The 21,445-nt window shown below is 49.3% G+C and carries 15 protein-coding genes, 2 tRNA genes, 1 pseudogene and 1 riboswitch; of the genes and pseudogenes, 10 read left to right on the top strand and 8 right to left on the bottom strand.

Annotated elements, in window-relative coordinates; translation table 11 throughout:
- Nucleotides 1-76: 76 nt before the first annotated feature.
- From SPD80_RS01250 to SPD80_RS01275, 6 genes are all read right to left on the bottom strand, one after another.
- Nucleotides 77-153, bottom strand: a tRNA-Met gene (locus SPD80_RS01250).
- 286 nt (nucleotides 154-439) lie between these two features.
- Nucleotides 440-1,237 (bottom strand): HAD family hydrolase, encoded by a 798-nt coding sequence (locus SPD80_RS01255; protein WP_320828107.1) that lies wholly within the window; start codon nucleotides 1,235-1,237, stop codon nucleotides 440-442.
- A 16-nt stretch (nucleotides 1,238-1,253) separates the two neighbouring features.
- Nucleotides 1,254-2,093, bottom strand: a complete 840-nt coding sequence (locus tag SPD80_RS01260; RefSeq protein WP_320828108.1) for an HAD family hydrolase — start codon at nucleotides 2,091-2,093, stop codon at nucleotides 1,254-1,256.
- A gap of 131 nt (nucleotides 2,094-2,224) precedes the next feature.
- Complete coding sequence (pepT, locus tag SPD80_RS01265) at nucleotides 2,225-3,523, bottom strand: peptidase T (protein WP_320828110.1); 1,299 nt, start codon at nucleotides 3,521-3,523, stop codon at nucleotides 2,225-2,227.
- A gap of 221 nt (nucleotides 3,524-3,744) precedes the next feature.
- Nucleotides 3,745-8,406, bottom strand: a complete 4,662-nt coding sequence (locus SPD80_RS01270) for an acyl-CoA dehydratase activase-related protein (protein ID WP_320828111.1) — start codon at nucleotides 8,404-8,406, stop codon at nucleotides 3,745-3,747.
- Entirely contained in the window at nucleotides 8,403-9,125 is a 723-nt protein-coding gene (locus SPD80_RS01275) for a TetR-like C-terminal domain-containing protein (RefSeq protein ID WP_320828112.1), read from the bottom strand. Before SPD80_RS01275 ends, SPD80_RS01270 begins: the two co-directional genes overlap by 4 nt.
- A gap of 504 nt (nucleotides 9,126-9,629) precedes the next feature.
- Here SPD80_RS01275 and SPD80_RS01280 point away from each other — a divergent pair.
- Both SPD80_RS01280 and SPD80_RS01285 read left to right on the top strand, forming a co-directional pair.
- Nucleotides 9,630-10,589 carry a serine hydrolase gene (locus SPD80_RS01280; RefSeq protein ID WP_320828113.1) on the top strand — a complete coding sequence of 320 codons (960 nt, stop codon included), beginning with the start codon at nucleotides 9,630-9,632 and terminating at the stop codon, nucleotides 10,587-10,589.
- 545 nt (nucleotides 10,590-11,134) lie between these two features.
- On the top strand, nucleotides 11,135-12,499 hold the full coding sequence (locus SPD80_RS01285; protein WP_320828114.1) for a PFL family protein: 1,365 nt from the start codon (nucleotides 11,135-11,137) through the stop codon (nucleotides 12,497-12,499).
- Between the two features lie 26 nt (nucleotides 12,500-12,525).
- Here SPD80_RS01285 and murB read toward each other — a convergent pair whose 3' ends face one another.
- Nucleotides 12,526-13,455 (bottom strand): UDP-N-acetylmuramate dehydrogenase, encoded by a 930-nt coding sequence (murB, locus tag SPD80_RS01290; protein ID WP_320828115.1) that lies wholly within the window; start codon nucleotides 13,453-13,455, stop codon nucleotides 12,526-12,528.
- 84 nt (nucleotides 13,456-13,539) lie between these two features.
- A riboswitch (FMN riboswitch) is annotated at nucleotides 13,540-13,670 on the top strand.
- 5 nt (nucleotides 13,671-13,675) lie between these two features.
- Here murB and SPD80_RS01295 point away from each other — a divergent pair.
- From SPD80_RS01295 to SPD80_RS01305, 4 genes and pseudogenes are all read left to right on the top strand, one after another.
- On the top strand, nucleotides 13,676-14,257 hold the full coding sequence (locus SPD80_RS01295; RefSeq protein WP_320828116.1) for an ECF transporter S component: 582 nt from the start codon (nucleotides 13,676-13,678) through the stop codon (nucleotides 14,255-14,257).
- A gap of 13 nt (nucleotides 14,258-14,270) precedes the next feature.
- Nucleotides 14,271-15,044 (top strand): annotated as a pseudogene (locus SPD80_RS07400) (ATP-binding cassette domain-containing protein); the annotation flags it as partial.
- Nucleotides 15,045-15,323: 279 nt separating this feature from the next.
- Nucleotides 15,324-16,196, top strand: a complete 873-nt coding sequence (locus tag SPD80_RS07405) for an ATP-binding cassette domain-containing protein (RefSeq protein WP_414429686.1) — start codon at nucleotides 15,324-15,326, stop codon at nucleotides 16,194-16,196.
- A complete protein-coding gene (locus SPD80_RS01305) occupies nucleotides 16,181-16,981 on the top strand; it encodes an energy-coupling factor transporter transmembrane component T (protein WP_320828119.1) in 801 nt (266 codons plus the stop codon). Before SPD80_RS07405 ends, SPD80_RS01305 begins: the two co-directional genes overlap by 16 nt.
- A 7-nt stretch (nucleotides 16,982-16,988) precedes the next feature.
- On the opposite strand, the gene SPD80_RS01310 is transcribed toward SPD80_RS01305, so the two are convergent.
- Nucleotides 16,989-18,017 (bottom strand): 3-deoxy-7-phosphoheptulonate synthase, encoded by a 1,029-nt coding sequence (locus SPD80_RS01310; protein ID WP_320828120.1) that lies wholly within the window; start codon nucleotides 18,015-18,017, stop codon nucleotides 16,989-16,991.
- 151 nt (nucleotides 18,018-18,168) lie between these two features.
- Here SPD80_RS01310 and galE point away from each other — a divergent pair, with 151 nt between their 5' ends.
- The 4 genes from galE (at nucleotide 18,169) to SPD80_RS01330 (ending at nucleotide 21,435) form a co-directional block, all read left to right on the top strand.
- Nucleotides 18,169-19,224 carry a UDP-glucose 4-epimerase GalE gene (gene galE / locus SPD80_RS01315; RefSeq protein WP_320828122.1) on the top strand — a complete coding sequence of 352 codons (1,056 nt, stop codon included), beginning with the start codon at nucleotides 18,169-18,171 and terminating at the stop codon, nucleotides 19,222-19,224.
- A gap of 3 nt (nucleotides 19,225-19,227) precedes the next feature.
- A complete protein-coding gene (locus tag SPD80_RS01320) occupies nucleotides 19,228-20,313 on the top strand; it encodes a polyprenyl synthetase family protein (RefSeq protein WP_320828123.1) in 1,086 nt (361 codons plus the stop codon).
- Between the two features lie 90 nt (nucleotides 20,314-20,403).
- Entirely contained in the window at nucleotides 20,404-21,315 is a 912-nt protein-coding gene (locus SPD80_RS01325) for a peptidoglycan-binding domain-containing protein (protein WP_320606090.1), read from the top strand.
- Between the two features lie 45 nt (nucleotides 21,316-21,360).
- Nucleotides 21,361-21,435, top strand: a tRNA-Gln gene (locus SPD80_RS01330).
- The last annotated feature ends 10 nt before the right edge of the window (nucleotides 21,436-21,445 follow it).

The raw sequence follows: 21,445 nt of genomic DNA on the forward strand, positions 1-21,445 counted from the left end.
AGCAGCAGGCAGAACCTGGGCTATAGGACAAAAGAAAAACCCCCGACCCGTTTTCACAGGTCAGGGGTTGAATGTTTGGTCGCGGGGGCCGGATTTGAACCAACGACCTTCGGGTTATGAGCCCGACGAGCTACCAGACTGCTCCACCCCGCAATATAAGGTGCGCTAAAGCGCGGGAACTAATAATACGCGCGCGCACCCATGATGTCAACAACGGCTAATCAAACATGGCGGAATTGTGAACAGCGCAACCTACCCACTGTTCACCAGCCGCGTACCAGTCCGCGTACCAACCCGCGCATCAGCTCGCGTACCGGCTCGCTCGCTAACGCGCTCGCTACCTCATTCGCCAAGCTGCTCACTAATACGCTCACAATCCACTGGCTTCCCACTTGCCGCCTATGCGCCAAGCTACTTGCACCGCACTAACCACGCTATTCTACGACAAGCCCTCCAGCACTTTGCGCATCTCATTTTGGACACCATGCTCCACGTTTGTCTCGATAACCTTATCGGCAATCTGCTTGATGGCATAGCGTGCATTGCCCATCGCACGAGAATGGCCCACAAAACTCAGGATCTCGTAATCGTTCATAGCGTCGCCAAAGGCCATAACTTCCTCGCGCGCAATGCCATGAGCACGCATGACCTGCGCAATTCCGGTTGCCTTAGTCACGCCCAGTTGATTGGCATCAATCCACTTTTTGCCAGACGGCGTAAAGGCAAACCTATCCCCCAGCTCGCGAGAAAGCGCATACTGCATGTCCATCAAATACTCGGAGGTGTCGCAATAAATGGACGCCTTGAGGATATTGACGTTAGGACTAAGCTCATCATAAATGCGGTGCGCATCGGGCAGGTCCTTGTCTATTTCGCGCTCGTACACCTCGTAGTCATCGTACAAAAACGTATGCGTACGGTCAGACAAAGCCACGTGCAAACAATCAAAACGACGCACTACCTCAATGAGGCGCAACAGCGATGCATGACTCATAACCTCACGGTCTACGACCTCACCATTTACAAAAACCTGTGCGCCATTGGAAGCGACAAAGTCCATGTACTCGCGAACAGGCGCAAAGAATTTGCACAGGGTGTCATAGCGACGGCCAGATGACGCCGCAAAATGTACGCCCTTCTCGCGCAGAGCCATAATCAGATCAAAGGTCTCTGGTGGGACCTCGCTGTTCTCGTTAAGCAAAGTACCATCCATATCAGAAGCAATAAGTTTAATCATATAATACACCTTTCAGCTACAAGCGCATAAACTCAGGAAGCACGTCTGTCCCAGCTACATCTGCAATCTGGTTGCATGCCAAAGCAACCGCATACTTCGAACTCTTGCCAATATGATACCGAGCTGCTGCAGCAACTTCTGGCACCGCATTAGCAACAGCAACAGAATGTGGCAGCGCAGAAATAATGGAAAGGTCATTGATGCCGTCGCCAAAAACAACGATCTCGTTCTTAGTAATATGCAACGCATCCATCAAAATATGCACGCCGTCAGCTTTTGACCAGCCCTTAGGAGTCACGTCAAACCAATCAGTATACGTGTACAAAAAATCAAGCGAAGGCACCGCTTGCGCCAATTTTTGCTGAACATCCTTTGGATCCATACGATCAGAATCAAACACAACGCCCACATTAAGCGTTTGCACCTCAGGAATCGTATCAGTTAGATGGTAACCATTTGGAAAAGCCCCCGGGCTATCAAGCCTGCTCGTATCTGCTTTTTGCAAGCCAATAATCCAAGGCTTTGGGTCATTGCCCGTTATGACAAGTGCCGCGTCATCAAGTGTAGAAAGGCAACAAGCTATACGCTCAAGCTCTTCTTGCGAGAAAAACTTCTGGAACACAGGCGCGTTATCGAGCCAAACTTCCAAGGCATTGCAGGTAATAGCCGTAGTTAAAACACTGGGGTCAAGCGTAAAAAACTGCGATACATCCGCGTAGCCACGACCCGTTGCAGGTGCAAAATGAATACCTGCATCAATGAGTCTGCGAATTGCCTGGATTGTCTCTTCGCAAACCTGTGAATCACCAAAAGGCAACAGGGTATTATCCATATCACTTAATACAAGCTTTATCATATGAACCTGCTTACGACGCTTTGTCTGCTTATGACGCTTTGGCTTCTTACTACACTTAACCAACTCACCATGCTTAATCTGCTTACCCGAGGGCAGCACTGCTTACCCTTGAGCAGCACCATAAAACAGCGCTATTGTTGAGCCACCGCAAACTTGGCAACCAAATGCTCCAACACGTCAACGGTAATCTCGAGGCTAGGCACGGGCACAAACTCACGCACAGAATGGGCGTTGTAGCCACCCGTTGCAATGTTGGGGCAAGGCAAGCCACGGAAGGTAAGCTGGCTGCCATCGGTACCACCACGAACGGCCACGCAATGAGCATTTGTAATACCAGCTTCACGATTTGCCTCAAGCGCATTGTCCACCAAAAACTCCAGACCCTCAAAGCACTCAGCCATGTTGCGATACTCAGGCTTAAGAGAAACCTCTACCGTGCCCTCCCCATGGCGCTTGTTAAGAAACGCTGCAATGTCATACAACAACTGCTGGCGTGCCTCAAACTTAGCAGAGTCAAAATCACGCACAATATACTGCAGCTTAACCGCATTGGCATCACCAGAAACCTCAGTGGGCATAAAGAATCCGTCATACCCCTCGGTGTGCTCGGGACGCTCATGAGCAGGCAACAAAGCATCAAACTCACGCGCCACCGTAATGGCATTGACCATAATATCCTTGGCAGAACCTGGGTGCACCATCACGCCAGTAAAGCTAATGTTTGCTTCACAGGCCGAGAAGGTCTCGTAGTTAACCTCTCCCAATGTCTCGCCATCGACGGTATAACACCAGGCGGCACCAAACCTGTCTAAGTCCAACAGTTCTGCACCATGACCAATTTCCTCATCGGGCACAAACGCAATCTTAAGCGTGGGATGAGGCAATTCAGGATGTGCCTTAAGACGTGCAATAAGAGACATAATCTCTGCTATGCCGGCCTTATCGTCAGCAGAAAGCAGCGTGGTGCCATCGGAGCAGACAATATCCATACCTACAAACTTGTCCAAATCAGGCACCTGCTCAGGCGTGGATTGCACGGGCTCACCATTAACAATACCGCTCACCAAAGGACCGCCCTCATAATGCACAATATGAGGAGCAACGCCCTTACCAGGGGCATCAGGCGCACTATCCATATGAGCACACAAACCCAATGCAGGCAAATCTTCAGCACCAGAAGAAGCAGGGACCGTGGCAGTAACGTAAGCATGCTCATCTACGCAAACATCCTGACAACCCAGCTCACGCAAGTCTGCTTCCAACATACGAGCCATATCAAACTGCGTTGCGGTAGAAGGCACCTGCGTATCATTGTCTGGGTCAGACGTTGTATACACCTGTACATAGCGCATAAAACGAGCAACTACATCAGAAACTCCCTCAGGAATGGGCACGCCTGTGTAGTTTTGTGGAATCGTACTATCTGTCATGACTGCTCCTTTGTTTGCAAGCCAATAAAAAATGTCCGCATCCCAGTTTAGAGGAATGCGGACACGTTATTCCTTACGTTCCGGTAACGGCAGCAAATCTATGCTTACGCAAAAGCATTTGGCAACAAGCTCTGGAGCAATCCCGCATTGCGCAAGACATGCCACGTCTTGTGCTACGCCTCGTGTGATGCCTCACGTTACGCCTCGTGTGATGCCTCACGTTATGCCTCGTGTGATGCCTCACGCCGAGCAGCACGTTGAGCAGCGGCCTTTTTAGCAGTTTCAAGGCGTGCTAGTTGCTCGGGACTCAGCTGCATCCCGCATGATTTGGCTGCGCCACCATCGCCCACCACAATAGTATCGGGTAGCACACATCCACCGCGTTTCTCGTCCACATAAGGAGCAACTACATGCTGTGTTGGGTCAGCGGGATTTTCCAGCTTAAAGCCGCCATCAGGATTGTTGCGATAGTTCTCTTTAGCAACGGAAATCATAAGTTTAATACGGTTAAGCTGATTTACCTCAGAGGCACCAGGGTCATAATCCACAGCAACAATATTGGACTCGGGATGCATCTGGCGCAGGCGCTTAATAACGGCCTTGCCAACTACATGATTAGGCAAGCAAGCAAATGGCTGAGCACACACAATATTGGGTGTGCCGTGGTCTATCAAATCCACCATTTCGGCCGTAAGCAGCCAACCTTCGCCCATAGTATTGCAGAGCGATAAAATCTGGCTGGCCTTGTTGCCCAACTCGGCAATGGACTCGTACGGCTCAAAGCGCATGCTTTTTTCCAGCATGTCATTAATGGGCTTGCGCAGTCCCTGTACCATACTAATGCCAGCAGCATGCGCCATGCGGTTAGGAAGCTTAGTGCCCAGCTCATCATTCATATTGATCTGGTTGGACATACCAAACAAGAAGAAGTCCATAAGGTTAGGAACGTTGGCTTCACAACCCTCAGCCTCAATAACCTTAACCAGCTCATTATTGGCTGTGGGATGGAACTTCACCAAGATTTCGCCCACTACGCCAACGCGCGGCTTGGAACGGTCATTGGTGAGCGGTAGCGCCTCAAACGCATCAACCACATCTTGACACAGCGCATAAAACGCACGACGGCTTATAGTAGGTATTTCCTTACGTGCGCGCGCCATGAACTTCTCGTACAGTTCATTGGCAGAACCTGGGACCGTCTCATACGGACGAGTGCGATACAAAAGCTGCATGATAAGGTCACCAAACAGCAGGGTAAAGCCTGCGCGCAAAATCAGACCAGGCTTCATGATGCTAAAGCCAGGGTTATTCTCATCCAAGCTCCTTGCTACAGAAAGGGAAATAACCGGCACCTGATCGTGGCCTGCATCGTGCAAAGCCTTACGGATAAGCGCAATATAGTTGGTTGCGCGACAGCCGCCACCCGTCTGAGAAATAATAACAGCAGTCTTGTTGAGGTCATAGTTACCAGACTCAATAGCCTCCATAATTTGACCCGTTACCAAAATGGAGGGATAACAAATATCGTTATTTACATAGCGCAAACCAGCCTCAATGGCGCCATGATCCACAGACGGCAGCAGCACAACGTTGTACTTATACTGGCGCAAGAGCTCGGCGAGAATATCAAAGTGAATAGGCGCCATCTGCGGAACAAGGATGGTGTAGCCCTCATCAAACATCTGCTTGGTAAACTCCTTCTTTTCCCAAGCAGCGCTTGCCGCCTCTCTTTCTACGGGCACAATCTCATCTTTACCCAGGCCACGCTCCAACTCCGCACGTTGTTCGCTCAAGGCTGCCATAAGAGAGCGAATACGAATACGCGCGGCACCCAAATTAGATACCTCATCAATTTTAAGTACGGTATAAATCTTGCCGGACGCCTCAAGAATCTCCTGTACCTGATCGGTAGTCAAAGCATCCAAGCCACAGCCAAAGCTATTGAGCTGGATTAAATCAAGGTCATTTCTGCTAGCAACAAAACGTGCAGCCCTATACAAACGGCTATGGTACATCCACTGGTCAACCACGCGAATAGGACGTTCGGGCTTCATTTTGTGCGCGACACAATCCTCAGTCAAAACGGCAAAGCCAAACGACGCAATAAGCTCGGGAATGGCATGGTTAATCTCACCATCATTGTGATAAGGACGCCCCGCCAGCACAATACCATGACCATCATGGGCCTCAAGCCACGCTAAAGCTTCGTCGCCCTTACGCTGCAGAGCCTCCTTAAAGTCCAAGTCTGCCTGCCATGCAGCATTAACCGCACGGTCAATTTCTGTGCGTGTAATATGCTCACCACGAAAGACGCCCTTTCCTTCCTTCGCGTCTTTCTCGCGCTGCACGGACACCAACTCATACAAACGCCGCTTAAGCTCTTTCTTGTTGTCATAGGGAATAAACGGAGCTATAAACTGCACGTCGGGAGCGGACAGCTCATCCATATTAAGACTCAGCGCCTGAGGATAGCTCATAACAATGGGGCAGTTGTAGTGGTTGCCAGCAGTCTCGTCCTCAAGGCGTTCCCAACGAATACATGGCATCCAAATAAAGTCTGGCTTCTTTGCCAGCAGGTTCATCACGTGACCATGAGACAGCTTGGCCGGATAACACACGCTCTCCGAAGGCATAGACTCAATACCTGATTCATACACTTTCTTGGAAGAGGGGTCAGAAAGCACAACGCTAAAGCCCAGCTCCGTAAAGAACGTATGCCAAAACGGATAATTTTCATACATGTTAAGCGCGCGAGGAATGCCTACCGTACCACGCGGTGCCGTCTTTGCATCCAATGATGGACGCTTAAACAACAGCTTATTTTTATACGCAAACAGGTTGGGAGCATCCGACTTCTTTTTCTTGGTTCCCGCACCACGCTCACAGCGATTGCCCGTAATAAACTTATGGCCATTGCCAAAATTAGACACCGTAAGCAGGCAATTATTAGAGCACAAGCCACAGTGCACATTGGAATGCTTGACCGTAAGCGCTGCAAGAGACTCACGATCAAGCAGCGTAGAAGTACCATTCTCCCCTGCTCGGTCACGGGCGAGAAGTGCTGCGCCATAGGCACCCATACAACCAGCAATATCTGGACGAATAACCTCACGACCCGTAAGCAACTCAAAAGCACGTAAGGTTGCATCGGACATAAAGGTGCCGCCCTGCACTACCACGTAGTTGCCAATCTCGGAAAAGTCGCGCAACTTAATGACCTTAAACAGCGCATTCTTGATAACCGAATATGACAAACCGGATGCAATATCACCAACGGTTGCGCCCTCTTTTTGCGCCTGCTTAACGCGCGAGTTCATAAAGACGGTACAGCGACTACCCAAATCTACAGGACCAGTTGCCTTAACGGCTTCTGCTGCAAATTGACGCACATCCATGCCCATAGAAACCGCAAAGCTCTCTATGAAGGAGCCGCAACCAGCAGAACAGGCCTCATTAAGCATGATGTGCTCAATAACGCCATCCTTAACCTGCAAGCACTTCATATCCTGGCCGCCAATGTCCAGAATAAAGTCAACCTTGGGAATAAATGCCTTTGCACCACGCAAGTGAGCTACGGTCTCAATCTCACCAGAATCCGCACGTAAGGCTTCAATAAGCAGGGCTTCTCCATAGCCAGTTGTTGTTACATGACCAATGGTACAGCCCGCAGGTAACTTGCTATAAAAGTCATCCATGATTTTTTGCGCGGTGCCCAAGATGTCACCACCGTTATTGCCATACCAGGTATATAACAGCTGGCCATCTTCACCCACAGCAGCCGCTTTCATAGTGGTAGAACCAGCATCAATACCCAAAAAGATACGTCCCACGTACTGTGATAAATCACCTTTGGGCACCACTTGTTTGTCATGACGCTCACAAAACTTCGTATATTCTTCCGGCGTGGCAAAAAGCTGATCTAAGCGCGCAACCTCAGAACCCTGCACATCCCCTAAGTTATCCAGAAGATCAATGAGCTCGCTCAGGCTTATTTGTTGCGTGGATTCACCAGCTAAAGCAGCGCCTGTTGCTACAAACAGATGTGCATTTGTGGGAACAATACGATGTTCTTCATCCAACTTGAGCGTCTCATAAAAACGATTGCGCAGTTCAGATAAGTAGTTGAGCGGACCTCCCAAAAAGGCGACATACCCACGAATGGGGTGGCCACATGCCAAGCCAGAAACCGTTTGATTAGCTACAGACTGAAAAATAGAAGCAGCAATATCTGCAGGAGCTGCACCTTCATTAAGAAGGGGCTGCACATCTGATTTTGCAAAAACGCCACAGCGACTTGCAATAGGATATATATGCGTTGCATCTTTAGCCAGTTCATTCAGGCCAGGAGCATCTGTCTTAAGCAGTGTTGCCATTTGGTCAATAAAAGCACCGGTACCGCCGGCACACGTACCGTTCATACGCTGCTCAATACCATTATCAAAATAAATGATTTTGGCGTCCTCGCCGCCCAGCTCAATGGCACAATCAGTCTGAGGAATGAGGGTTTCCACGGCACGCTTAGAGGCAATAACTTCCTGCACAAATTCAAGCTCAAGCCATTTGGCCAATAGCAAACCACCAGACCCCGTAATGGATGCACGCAAGGTTGCCCCAGATAAATACGTCTGTGCCTTTTGGAACAGTTCGCGCGCCGTTGCACGCACATCGGTATGATGCCGTTGATAATTTGCATACACCAGCTGGGCATTCTCATCTATAACTGCGAGCTTAACTGTGGTAGAACCAACATCAATACCAAGTCGCAGCTGAGCATGAGAAAAATCTGTAGGATGTGCAGGGTGCAACTCTGCCTCATGTGCTACCAAATCCAAAGGACGCGCTACTCGCGCCTGTTCACGATTAGAGAGCTCATGGTTTGTCATAGTTGTTCCCCCTCATAAAACGCAAGGGCCGCGCCAAGCGCACCTACGTTAAAATTCATGCGTCTGTTATACAGATCACCTGGACGCACAAACATAAGCGCCGTCATTACGCGAGATATAATGCTCACATCTTCTTGCATGCCGCGCGTAAGCCAACGAACTAAAACGCCAACTTCGGCAGCAATCGTATAAGTCAGGTAATAATCCAGAAGCGCCTCGCCCACGTATTCATTTATGCCTTCAGCGGCACGCTTATGCACCACATCTCTAACGAGAAGTTCTATGCGGTGTGTAAATCCTGGGTCTCCCCCATCGCCCAACAGCGCAGACATATAGCTGCCGCGTTCTTTAAGAAACTCCAAAGCCTCAATAACTCCCGGGCATGGCTGCAACTGTGAAATAGCATCTTGCAAACCATCTAAATTGGTTGCGGCAATACGCGCAATGTAAGGACGCAAACTCTTGAGCGTCTCATCTTCAGTAGCACGAACCAAGTCGGGAATATCCTTAAAATGCAAGTAAAACGTGCGACGGGTAATCTGGGCACTGTCACACACTGCCGTAACGGTTACCTGCGACAAGTCCCCGGTTTTCTCGATCTCTGTTGCCAAAGCATCACGCAAGGCACGACGCGTGCGCACAATGCGCTTATCGGTACTTGCTGTCACAACAGAGTGAGACGCAGGTGGGGTGTCTTCACAGGCAATTCTGACACGCATGAATGCTCCTCTTTCACCTATTCTTTAGGTTCTTATCAGTTATTACACACTGTGTGTAATAAGTAACAATTTGAGTAGTATTGCACGGCAGAGAAACCCGCGTAAGAGATTCAGGTGTAAAACCACGAAACCGTTACAGTTCACGTAGAGTGCCGCTATACTAGTAAGCTGAAAATGTGCTTAGGTTTTACTTGATGCTCCAGAAAATGATGGGGTACGGTAGAAGCACAGGTACTCCAAAACGCGCTAAGCCAGCTCAACTGTAAGTCCAATTGCTGTCAAAGGAAGTACGTCTTGCCTAGCAACAACCGTTACAATTCTCCTCGGCCTACTCCGCTTGGCCAATCGTCGCAGGCACGTAGCACACAACGACGTACGTCACATGCCGCCCACATACAGCAGCCTGCCAACACCGGCAGACATACGCGTAGCGTACATACAGCTCGAACGCCAAAGCGTGATCCTTCACTGCAGGTCATTATCGTACTTGCATTAGGGGCTTTTGTGATCGTTGGTATGCTCATAGCACTTATTTCTTGTAAAGCTAACCAAGCTCAGAATCAAAAAGTAAACTACGCGGCATCACCTCATGCAGCAACGTCTGCTCCTGTAACGCCTGCGCGTGCCACTACCGCTGATGCCGGTAAGACCATCAATACAGGTAAAGACGCCATGATTGTGGACTATGATCAAGATGGGATTCTTGCCACGGTACCTGAAGGTTTTACAGAGACTACCGCCTATATCAAACTTGTTGACGCAATAGATGACTTTGAATCTCATGGTTATTCGTTGGGCTTCTCGCTTTTAGACTTAAATACAGGTCGCTCACTCAATTACAACGCCGATACCGCCATGTATCCCGCCAGCTCCATTAAGGCAGCTTATGTCGCCATGGTGTACGAGACACACGGTGGAGCAGCTGGCATGTCAAGCGTGGCAGAAAACTGCATTGTTAACTCTGATAATGAGTCATTCCACAGGCTCATTCAAACCTTTGGTCTATCCAGTTATGCCAACTGGCTCATAGACAATGGTGCAGAAAACGCAGGTAAAATAGCCTATATACACTACTATCCCAACATTAGTAGCACTGAGCTATCCAATGTTTGGCAAGAGATTTATCGCTACGGTGTGTCTGGCGAGAAGGGCTCTGAAGAGTTTACGGGTTTCTTGGCTCAGTCCAACCACACTTCTATGGGCGGACTTTTGCGCAATCGCTACACTGTGTGGGCAAAGCCTGGCTGGTATCCAGCAGATGGCACCAATAGTGAGGCAACGGTAGACGCTGGTGTGGTTTTCTCGGACTGCGGGCCTTACGTGTTTGTGGTTATGTCCGATGCTCCAGAAGATTTTAATGCCATGTTTCCTCTGGAAGATGCCCTTAATGCAGCACATGGATGTATGTGTGGTGGCAGCAGCGAACCTGTTTACACGAGCTCAACTACCTTACCTGGTGTTTAATTTACACAACAAAACATCTGAACCATTTAAATCAATTGAGCTAACTGGAACAGTTTCTCAAACAGATTAATGCCAAGTGCATTGAGAACAAAAGCACGATACAAAAGATGTTAGCGACAATGCATGCTATATGTCCGCGTTTTTCTGAAGGCTCTTTTCCAATAGGCCGAATAACCTCAAAGAACAACGAAGTCGTAAAACTTACCGCACCAATCCAATTTATATTTTGAGCTGCAGACGGAAGAGCAAGACATACCACAAACGCTGCAATGATGAGAACCCTATATCCAATACGCAGATACTTACCCGTCTTAGTCTCCCAAATAAAAAAGCAGTTGTTCCATAGGTAATCACTCGTCCTTACGCGTTAAGTTATTACGCAATAAGTTTACTATGACTAATTATTAGCTCTAGTGGTATATCCTTCTCTGCAAATGGTAAATAACCCAGTTTGCTACCCTCTTTTGCTAGAATGAAGTTTTGTAAACCAAGGTATCTCCTACACGGTTTTCTTGGCATGCAACTACACCCGCAAAGAGGTCTCAATGGATATTTCACTCGAAGAAATTGCAGAAACTCGCAGCATGGTTTTGGACCAGCATCTGGACATTCGCACTATTACTATGGGCATTAACCTCAGTGGCTGTGCGGATGAAGATCTTGACCGTATGTGTACCAAAGTGTATGACCGCATTACCAGCACCGCCCAAAATCTTGTTCCCACCGCACAAGCACTGGAGTGTGAATACGGTATTCCCATTGTAAATAAGCGTGTCTCGGTAACGCCTATGGCACAAATTGCCGCCGCTTGTCCCAATGAAGACCTCACTCCTCTTGCCCATGCCATGGACCGCGCAGCAAAAACGCTGGATATTGACTTTATGGGTGGCTTTTCTGCTCTTGTTCATAAGGGTATTGGCAATGGTGACCGCCGTCTTATTAACTCTATCCCTGAGGCGCTGGCAACAACCGAGCGTGTCTGCTCGTCAGTAAATGTAGCAAGCCTACGTGCAGGCATTAACATGGACGCCGTTTTGCTCATGGCACAAAAGATTGTAGAGGCGGCAAAACTCACCACAGACATTCAATGTTATGGCGCTGCCAAACTTGTTGTCTTCTCTAATATGGTTGAGGACTCACCCTTTATGGCTGGTGCCGTTCATGGCACAGGCGAGGCAGATGCCGTTATTAATGTAGGTGTTTCTGGACCTGGTGTTATGGCAAGCGCTTTGGAGAACTTGCCTACCAACGCAGACATGATGACGGTAGCTGAGCGCATTAAACAAACCGCTTTTAAAATTACTCGTGCAGGTGAGCTTATGAGTCGTGAGGCCGCTCGCCGTTTAGGTGTCGAGAAAGGCATTGTAGACCTATCACTTGCACCCACTCCCGCCGTTGGAGATTCCGTTGCTCGTATCCTAGAAATTATTGGCGTAGGCACCGCTGGTGGTCCTGGCACTACCTGCGCACTTGCCATGCTTAATGATGCCGTTAAAAAAGGTGGTGTCATGGCATCATCTTCTGTTGGTGGCTTGTCTGGTGCTTTTATCCCAGTATCTGAAGACGCAGGCATGATTGCAGCCGCAGAGTCTGGTGCCTTAAGCCTAGAAAAACTTGAGGCTATGACCTGTGTTTGCTCTGTAGGCTTAGATATGATTGCGGTTCCTGGAGATACGTCTGTTGAGGCAATTGCTGGCATTATTGCAGACGAAATGGCTATTGGCGTTATTAATAACAAAACCACCGCAGTACGCCTTATCCCAGCTATTGGCTGTAAAGAAGGTGACGTATTGGAGTTTGGTGGTCTGTTTGGTTCTGCTCCTGTTATGCATGTTAACCCTCATGCAGGCACCGTGCTGGCTCACCGCGGTGGTCGTTTTCCTGCGCCGCTTAACTCACTTAAGAACTAACCTTTGCCCAGACTCTTAACGTCCGACTATACCTCGCCCAAGAAACGAACTTCAGGCTCAAGATGAACACCAAACTGACGTTGCACCTCTTCTTGAACATGCTCAATAACCCCATGAACATCAGCTGCAGTTGCATGGTCCACGTTAACCACAAAGCCAGCGTGCTTAGTAGATACCTCGGCGCCGCCCACTCGATACCCTTGCAAGCCAGCATCACAAATAAGCTTGCCCGCAAAATATCCTTCAGGACGCTTAAACGTGGAGCCCGCACTAGGCAACTCAAGCGGTTGCTTAGCCGTACGACGCTCAGTTAAATCATCCATCTTTGCGCGAATCTCAGCCTCATTGCCTTCATGCAACAAATACGTTACCTCAAGAACAACAAGACCTTCCTTACTAATACGACTGGAACGATACCCCAGTTCAAGCTCCTCATTAGAAAGCGTGAGTATCTCACCTGCTGGTGTAAGCACGCGAGCAGATTCAATAATATCTGCCATGCAGCCATCATAGGCACCCGCATTCATAAAGGCTGCTCCACCCACCGTACCAGGAATGCCGCAGGCAAACTCCATACCCGTAAGGCTAAGGGCACACGCCATCTCTGCTGCATCAGAAAGAGAAACGCCAGCCTGAGCAATAACGCGCTCTCCCTCTACGGTCAAGTCATCTAAAGCGTCTGCCATGCCAATAATGACGCCCCGATAGCCCGCATCAGAAACAAGCACATCACTACCGCGACCTAACACAAAATAGTCAGAACCAAACTCACGGCAGGTATCAATCAAAACACGTACGCGCTCGAGTGTATCGGGCACCACATATATATCTGCTGGACCACCAATAGCAAACGTTGTGTGCTCACTCATGGGCTCGTCAAAATAGACATTATCCTCGCCGGCAATACTCACTAAACGCGCGGCGAGCGAGGGTTTGTCGTTACCCAAATCAGACATGCTAAAGATTCACTCCTTTATGCTTAAAAATCTTGAACATGAGTATAACCCATCAAGCATGCCCATTAAATGCTATACTCTTACTCACAGTTTCAGGGCGGGGTGCAATTCCCCACTGGCGGTAAGGCTGCATGCCAAGCCCGCGCGCCGAGAAAAACGGCTGATCTGGTGCAAGTCCAGAGCCAACGGTATAGTCCGGATGGAAGAAACGGAGCGCCTCATGGCACAACCTACTTCAAACATACAGCACGATTCTCATTCCACTACCGCTCAAGGTGCATGGACTACCAAACGCATTGCTCTTACGTCATTGCTTTGTGCCGTCTCTGCCATCTGTACGCTCTTTTTAGAGTTTCCTATTTTGCCTGGTCTTGAGTTTTTAAAATATGACCCTTCGGGCATCGTTGCGCTTATCGCCGGCTTTGCTTTTGGGCCAGCAACTGCAGCGGTTGTCTCGGTCTTGCCCTATTTGGTTCACTTTGCAACACACTCTGGATTCTATGGTGTGATTATGGCTGTGCTTGCAACCATTTCACTTACACTACCTGCAGCAACTATTTATCAGCACAAGCCCACGTTTGTTGGCGCCCTGGTGGGTATGTTTGTTGGTGCTGTATGCTGCATTGGTGCTTGTATTATTGGCAACCTCATACTCACTCCTTTGTATATGGGCGCCAGCTTTCATGATGTTGTGGCGCTTATTGTGCCAGCACTGTTACCTTTTAATCTGATAAAGATACTCATTAACTGTGTAGTTGCCGCTATCCTCTACAAGCCTCTTACCAAGGCCTTATCTGAGTAAGTCAATCTTATACATGACCAGCACTTCTCATAACAAACCTCTTGCACGGCTCGACAAGGTGAGCCTGTGGTACAAGGATGTTGCCGCACTCAACAAGGTGAGCCTCTCAATATACCCCGGAGAGCGTCTTTGCATCTTGGGTGCTAACGGCTCGGGCAAGTCAACCTTGGCGGGCGTACTCTGTGGGTTGCTTGCTCCTGATGAGGGCAGCGTTACCCTAGTTGACCAGGATGTTTGCATCAATGGCTCCCCTAACTTTGATGCGTATACAAAAGCACGGCGCTGGCTGGGGCTTGTTTTCCAAAACCCTGATGACCAAATCGTTACTTCCATCGTAGAAGACGACATTGCTTTTGGCCCAGAAAACCTTGGGGTTGACCCGCAAGAAATTACTCATCGCGTTAAGCGAGAATTACAGCGCGTAGCTCTTGAGTCCTACGCCAAGGCAAATCCATCGCATCTTTCTGGTGGACAAAAACAGCGTGTGGCTCTTGCGGGCGCACTTGCTATGGAACCCAAGCTTCTTGTGCTGGACGAGCCAGGAGCCTTGCTTGATGTTCGTGGCAGAAAAAGTGTTATGCACGTCATGAACAATCTCGCAGCACAAGGCACTACTCTTGTGCACGTCACACATTTTATGGAAGAAGCTCTCGCGGCAAGCCGTGTTATTGTGCTGTCCCATGGTCGCATTGTATTGGACGGTACATCGCAAGAAGTGTTTTCTCACACAGACCAGCTGGCGCAGCTTGAACTAGAAGAGCCTTTTATTGCCCAGCTTTCCGCCAAGCTTGCACAAAAGCACGTTCCCATCTCTTGGACCTGTGACGAGAAAGACCTCCGCCAGCAACTTACATGCCTTCTGCAACCCGTCTGCGCATCTCACAACACCATCCCGTCAGCACCACCGCAAAAGCAGACATACCCCCATACAACCGCAACCATCCCAGATGCCGCACCTACCTCTTGCACGCCAGCCATCCAAGCTCATAAGCTGTGCTACTCCTACGCTGCACATGCGCAAGCTGTTGCGCCCACTGCAGATGCTCCACACATCCCAAGCATTGCGTTGGACCATATTAGCTTTGCTATCCCACAAGGCTCATATACTTCAATCATTGGCCAAACTGGATCGGGTAAGTCTACCCTCGCACGGCTCATATGCGGTCTCGAGCGCCCAGACTCTGGTGAGCTACTGGTCAATAACATCAACACTGCCAACAAACGTAACCGACGCAAGCTCCACGGCCAAGTAGGCTATGTTATGCAACGTCCTGAGCGACAGCTTTTTGCTCAAACCGTGCTCGACGATGTAGCATACGGCCCCAAAAACCTCGGTTTCTTAGCAAAAGAAGCTACCGCCTGTGCTCGCCAAGCTCTCCAAGAAGTTGGCTTACTTCATAAACAAAATGCCTCGCCCTTTGAGCTATCTGGAGGCCAAGCGCGTCTCTGTGCCATTGCGGGTATCCTCGCTATGCAGCCAAAGATTTTGCTGTTGGATGAACCAACTGCAGGCCTTGACCCCGCTGGCCGAGAAACCCTCCGTAGGATTCTTGTGCGCATCCACCAGCAAGGTACTACGGTAGTGCACATCACCCACTCTATGGAAGAAGCCGCCTTAACGGACAACATTCTTGTGCTGGACCAATCGCATATCCTTATGTACGGCACGCCATCTGAGGTGTATCAACCGCACAACCAGCAGTGCTTACGTGATGCTGGGTTAGACCTGCCCTATTCACTTATCTTTGCTTTGGCGCTTCAAGCAAACGTCGATGGCCTTACGCTTGGACAGCCGCTCACCATGGATAAGCTCATGCATGAGCTTATCCATGCGCTGTCTCACACTCGTTCTTATACGCATTCCAGCACATCTACGGACACGCCACACTCTACGCCTTCCCCCGCAAAGGCGGTGACGCCTCCATGGCCTTCCATATAACCATTGGCCACTATGTGGCTGGCACTTCTTCCATCCATAAGCTTGACCCACGCACAAAAATCTTGGCATCCTTGGTGCTTATGGTCTCTGCCTTCTTTATTCAAACGCCCATCCAACTGGTCTTTGGTTTAATCTGCGCAGCACTGCTAAGTCGTGCTGCTCAGATTCCCGCTCGCACGTTGTTTGATTCAATCAAGCCCCTTATAGGCATGCTACTTGCACTTGGTTTGATTAATATGCTCATGATTCATCGTGGAGAAGTGCTGTTTACCTGGGGCATTATTACTATTACCAGTGAAGGCATACGGGTAGCACTACTGTATTCTCTTCGTATGATTGTGGCTATTGTAGCGGCATCACTTTTGCTCGTAAGTACCACGCCCACACAGCTCACGGACGCCTTTGATGCGCTGCTTGCTCCCTTGGGGAGCCTAGGCCTACCCGCCCATGAGCTTGCCATGGTTTTCTCGCTCATGTTGCGCTTTATTCCCATACTTGCAGATGAAGCAAACGCCATTATGGATGCACAGGCTATACGTGCAGCCAGCATGCACGAAGGCTCTGTACTCAAGCGCATTAAATCCTGTATTCCCGTCATTATTGCCCTGCTTGCAAGCGCTCTGCGTCATGCCAATGGTCTGGCTCGCTCACTGGATGCTCGCTGCTATGAAGGCGGTGCCGCTCGTTCCCATTGGCATCCTTTGGCGTATAAAAAGCGTGACGCCCTTGCTTGGGGCATCACGCTTATGTACTGCCTTGTTTTAGGAATCCTTGCACGTTACTAAAGACAAACTAAAGGCGCTCAGCCATAGAGAAAATCAAGCGCTCAGACGCATCCCAACCAAGACAAGCGTCAGTAATAGATTTACCGTATACGCCACCATTAACAGGTTGATTGCCGTCTTCTAAATAACTCTCCACCATAAAGCCTCGGAAAAGACCAGCTACCTTGCTCGAACGATTCATGCTGTCCAAAACCTCGTTGCAAATACGCACTTGCTCCAAGGGGCGTTTGCCTGAATTGTCATGGTTGCAGTCAATAACTACCGCAGGGTTGTTATACATATCGGTGGTGTAACAATCTGCCAGACGCTCTAGATGTTCGTAATGATAGTTGGCGTGCGTTCGCCCATCAGAACCAACATAGCCGCGCAAAATGGCATGTGCCAGCTCATTGCCCGTAGTTCTGACTTCCCAATTACGATAAATAAACGTCTGTGACTGCTGCGCTGCATAAATGGAGTTCAGCATAACGTCCAAGCTACCGCCCGTAGGATTCTTCATACCAACAGGGCCAGGAACGCCACTAGCAACCAGGCGATGCTCCTGATTTTCTACAGAGCGCGCGCCCACAGCATTGTATGCCAACAAATCCTTCAAAAACTGATAGTTGGATGGGTACAGCATTTCATCCGCAGTATACATACCTGTTTCTTCAATCACACGAAGATGCATGTGACGAATAGCCTTCACACCCGCCAGCAAATCATCGCCCGCTTGTGGATTGGGGTTATGCAGCAGACCCTTATACCCGGTGCCTTTAGTACGAGGCTTATTGGTATATACACGCGGAATAATTATGAGCTTATCGGCAACTTTCTCAGAAACTGCTGCCAGACGCACCATATAATCCAGCACGGCATCCTCACGATCAGCCGAACACGGCCCCATAATAAGCAGCTTGCGCCCATCTTTACCACGCAACACATTAGCCACAGCCTCATCAAACGCACACTTGCGCTGCTTGGCATCTGCCGATAAGGGCATCTGCTCGCGAATTTCTTGTGGGATAGGCAGCTTGCGCATGAAGTCAAACGCCATGATATACCTCGCTATCTATTTTATGTAATGGATGCATGTTAGCACCTCAACCCATCCGTGCACATGCAATTCATGTAGCTCGCTTATACTTGCAAAGAAACGTTAACAGTTCGCGGCGGCTCAAATGGCTTTCGCGAGGTTCGGAGGAAACATGGACGCTGCAACACCTGCACAACAGCAATGCGTGCTCGTAACCGGTGGCTTGGGCTTTATTGGAAGCCACACCGTAGTTGAACTGCTCAAAGGTGGCTACAACGTTGTAGTTGTAGATAACCTCTTTAATGCAAACGAGAAGGTCTTGGATCGTATTGACACCATCGTAGGTGAAGATGCAGCCAAAAACCTCTCTTTTTACCGCGCAGATGTATGCGACCGTGAGGCTCTTACGAGCATTTTTGATGACAATACCATTACGTCTGTCATTCATTTTGCAGGCTATAAAGCTGTTGGTGAATCTGTGGTAAAGCCTATTGAGTACTATACCAACAACCTCACCTCCACACTAACGCTGGTGGATGTCATGCGCGAGCACGGCTGCAAGTCAATTATTTTCTCGAGCTCTGCCACAGTATATGGTAACCCCGACGCCCTACCCCTTACGGAAGCAAGCCCCAAGAAAAACGCCACTAATCCCTACGGATGGACCAAGTGGATGATTGAGCAAATCTTGACGGACCTTCACACGTCTGATTCCGCGTGGAATGTTGTCTTGCTGCGCTACTTTAATCCTATTGGCGCTCATCCCTCAGGACTTATGGGTGAAGACCCTAAGGGCATTCCCAACAACCTAGTACCATACGTAGCTCAGGTAGCAGTGGGTAAACGTGATGCTATTCATGTATATGGCGATGATTACGACACCCCTGATGGCACGGGCGTGCGTGATTACATTCACGTTTGTGACCTGGCATGTGGCCATGTAGCAGCTCTTACATGGATGAACGACCGCACCGGTGTTGAGGTCTTTAACCTTGGTACAGGTAAGGGTAGCTCTGTTTTGGATGTTATTACGTCCTTCTCGGCAGCTTGTGGCAAAAAACTTCCATATGTTATGGAGCCACGTCGCTCTGGAGATGTTACCGCTAATTATGCCAATTGCATTAAGGCTAAGGAGTATATGGGTTGGGAAGCTCAGTATGACCTGGATGACATGTGTCGTGATTCTTGGAATTGGCAGTCCCACAACCCTAATGGCTATGAAGGTTAATTCATGACCACTTCTTCACACCCCTCCACAACCAAACCATCGGACAAGGGTGCCGCTTTTGCGCAATTCTTAGCCGCCAAACATGCAGGTATTGATGACTATTTGCAAGCCACTGCTCCACGCGTTGCTTCTACAAAAACATCTGGAGTACCTGTAGATGATTTGAATAGTTTTTTGTATGCACCACTACAGGCATTTACTGCTCAGGGTGGCAAACGCACGCGTCCGGCACTGTGCTTATTGGGTGCTCTTGCGGTAGGTGGGGATGAAGAAGGAGCACTAGACATTGCTGCAGCTATTGAAGACTTTCAAAGCGCCGCACTTATCCACGATGATATCGCAGACAAAAGCGAGTTGCGTCGCGGAGAACCTTGTGTGTATCGTACCCAGGGAATAGGGAGCGCCATCACCATTGGTGACCTTGCCTTAGTTAATGTGATTGCACGCGCAGTGCGCGCCGCGCAGCTATCTGATGCCACAAAAGTGCAGCTTATTGAGCTTCTCTGCCAAATGGAAGAACGCACCATTGAGGGTCAGGCACTCGACCTTGGTTGGGCGCGTGATGGTCGCTGGGATATTTCTGAGGATGACTATCTCTATATGGCTTCTCATAAAACGGCTTATTATTCTGCAGCAATTCCGCTTGTTGCGGGGGCCCTTTGTACTGGCAAGGCCACGGATGCTCAGCTACGGGCACTCAATACCTTTGGCATGAAAACAGGTCTTGCCTTCCAGCTCCATGACGATGTGCTTAACTTAGTGGGTAATGCCGCCACTCAGGGTAAGGACTGGCGCAGCGATATAACAGAAGGCAAGCGCACACTTTGTGTTGTACATGCTCTTTCCCATCTGAACACAAAAAACCGCAATGAGCTTATAGAACTTTTAAGCAACACAACATCAGACCAAGCACAGCTTGCATACGCCGTAGAGCTTATGGAGCAGGCTGGCAGTATTGCATATGTTCAAAACTATGCACATACGCTGGTACATGAGGCACAATCTGTGCTGGATGAGGCTCAGTTAACAACAAGCGCCCGGTCAATTTTGTATTCTATGGCAGACTTTTTTATTGAACGTCTTGGCTAGCAGCTTTGAGGTAACTTTGGTCGGGTACACTTTGCACTACGTACAATAAGTTTGCACAACATAACGTAGCATTACGTTTTAGGAGGATAGATGGACCCCATTCGTGAAGGCATGAGCGGAGTTGCCGTGGAAGATATCCAGGAACGCCTGGTTAATCTTGGCTACAACATCGACGATGCCGAGCGCAGTAATGCAACGTTTGGCAGTTCAACCGCTACGGCAGTCACCCGTTTTCGTCTCGATCACGAGCTGTCACTCTCCAGCGAGGTAGATACTGCCTGTTGGGCAAAACTCGTAGAAGAAAGCTGGGAGTTTGGTGAGCGCACACTCTACCTACGTCTCCCTAATTTCCATGGACGGGACATTAAAATCCTGCAAGAACGCCTTAATGTGCTGGGTTTTTCCTGTGGGCAACCCGATGGTTACTACGGTGTTCATACAGAAGCGGCGGTTAAGCAATTCCAAGAAAACATTGGTTTGTTGGCAGATGGCATGGCCTTCTCGGATACCTTTGATGCCATTAATCGCCTACATCATGTATGGAACGGTAAACCTGCAGCTGGCCCTCATCCTCAAATGGGCATGAGCTTTGCCCGTGCTGCATCCGTTTTGGAACATGCTCACCTAGCTTTTAGTGCTGCAGACCCTATCTCGCGCAATGTTGCTGGCCGTCTATGGAACCTTGCACAAGCAACCGTAACCGATGCGGATATTGAACTCATTGATTCTGTGGACGAGCATACCAAACTCACCAAAACGGTCTTTTTGCTCTCGCCCAGCTCGCTTCCATACAACACCAACATCCCCAATGTGGAAGTAGATGACTTAGAAACACTTCCTCGCCGCATTCGCACTGCCTGTGAAAGCTCTCGTGCTTCTCATCCATTGGTGCGCCTTGAGCTTCCTATTGGCACGGATTACGACGGAACCTTCTCTGCTTCTGATGCACAAACGTTGGCAGTTATGTTGCTTGATGCAATTTGCGAAGCATTTTCTAATTAGTAGTAGCGAAAAACACCCTTTGTCGTATACACTAGTAAGGCGCACTGGGGCATCGTCCAATGGTTAAGACACGGGTTTTTGGTGCCTGTAATGGGGGTTCGACTCCCTCTGCCCCAGCCAGTCGCATTTT

This window comes from Atopobium sp., from assembly GCF_034113385.1.
In the GTDB taxonomy this organism is placed as follows: domain Bacteria; phylum Actinomycetota; class Coriobacteriia; order Coriobacteriales; family Atopobiaceae; genus Atopobium.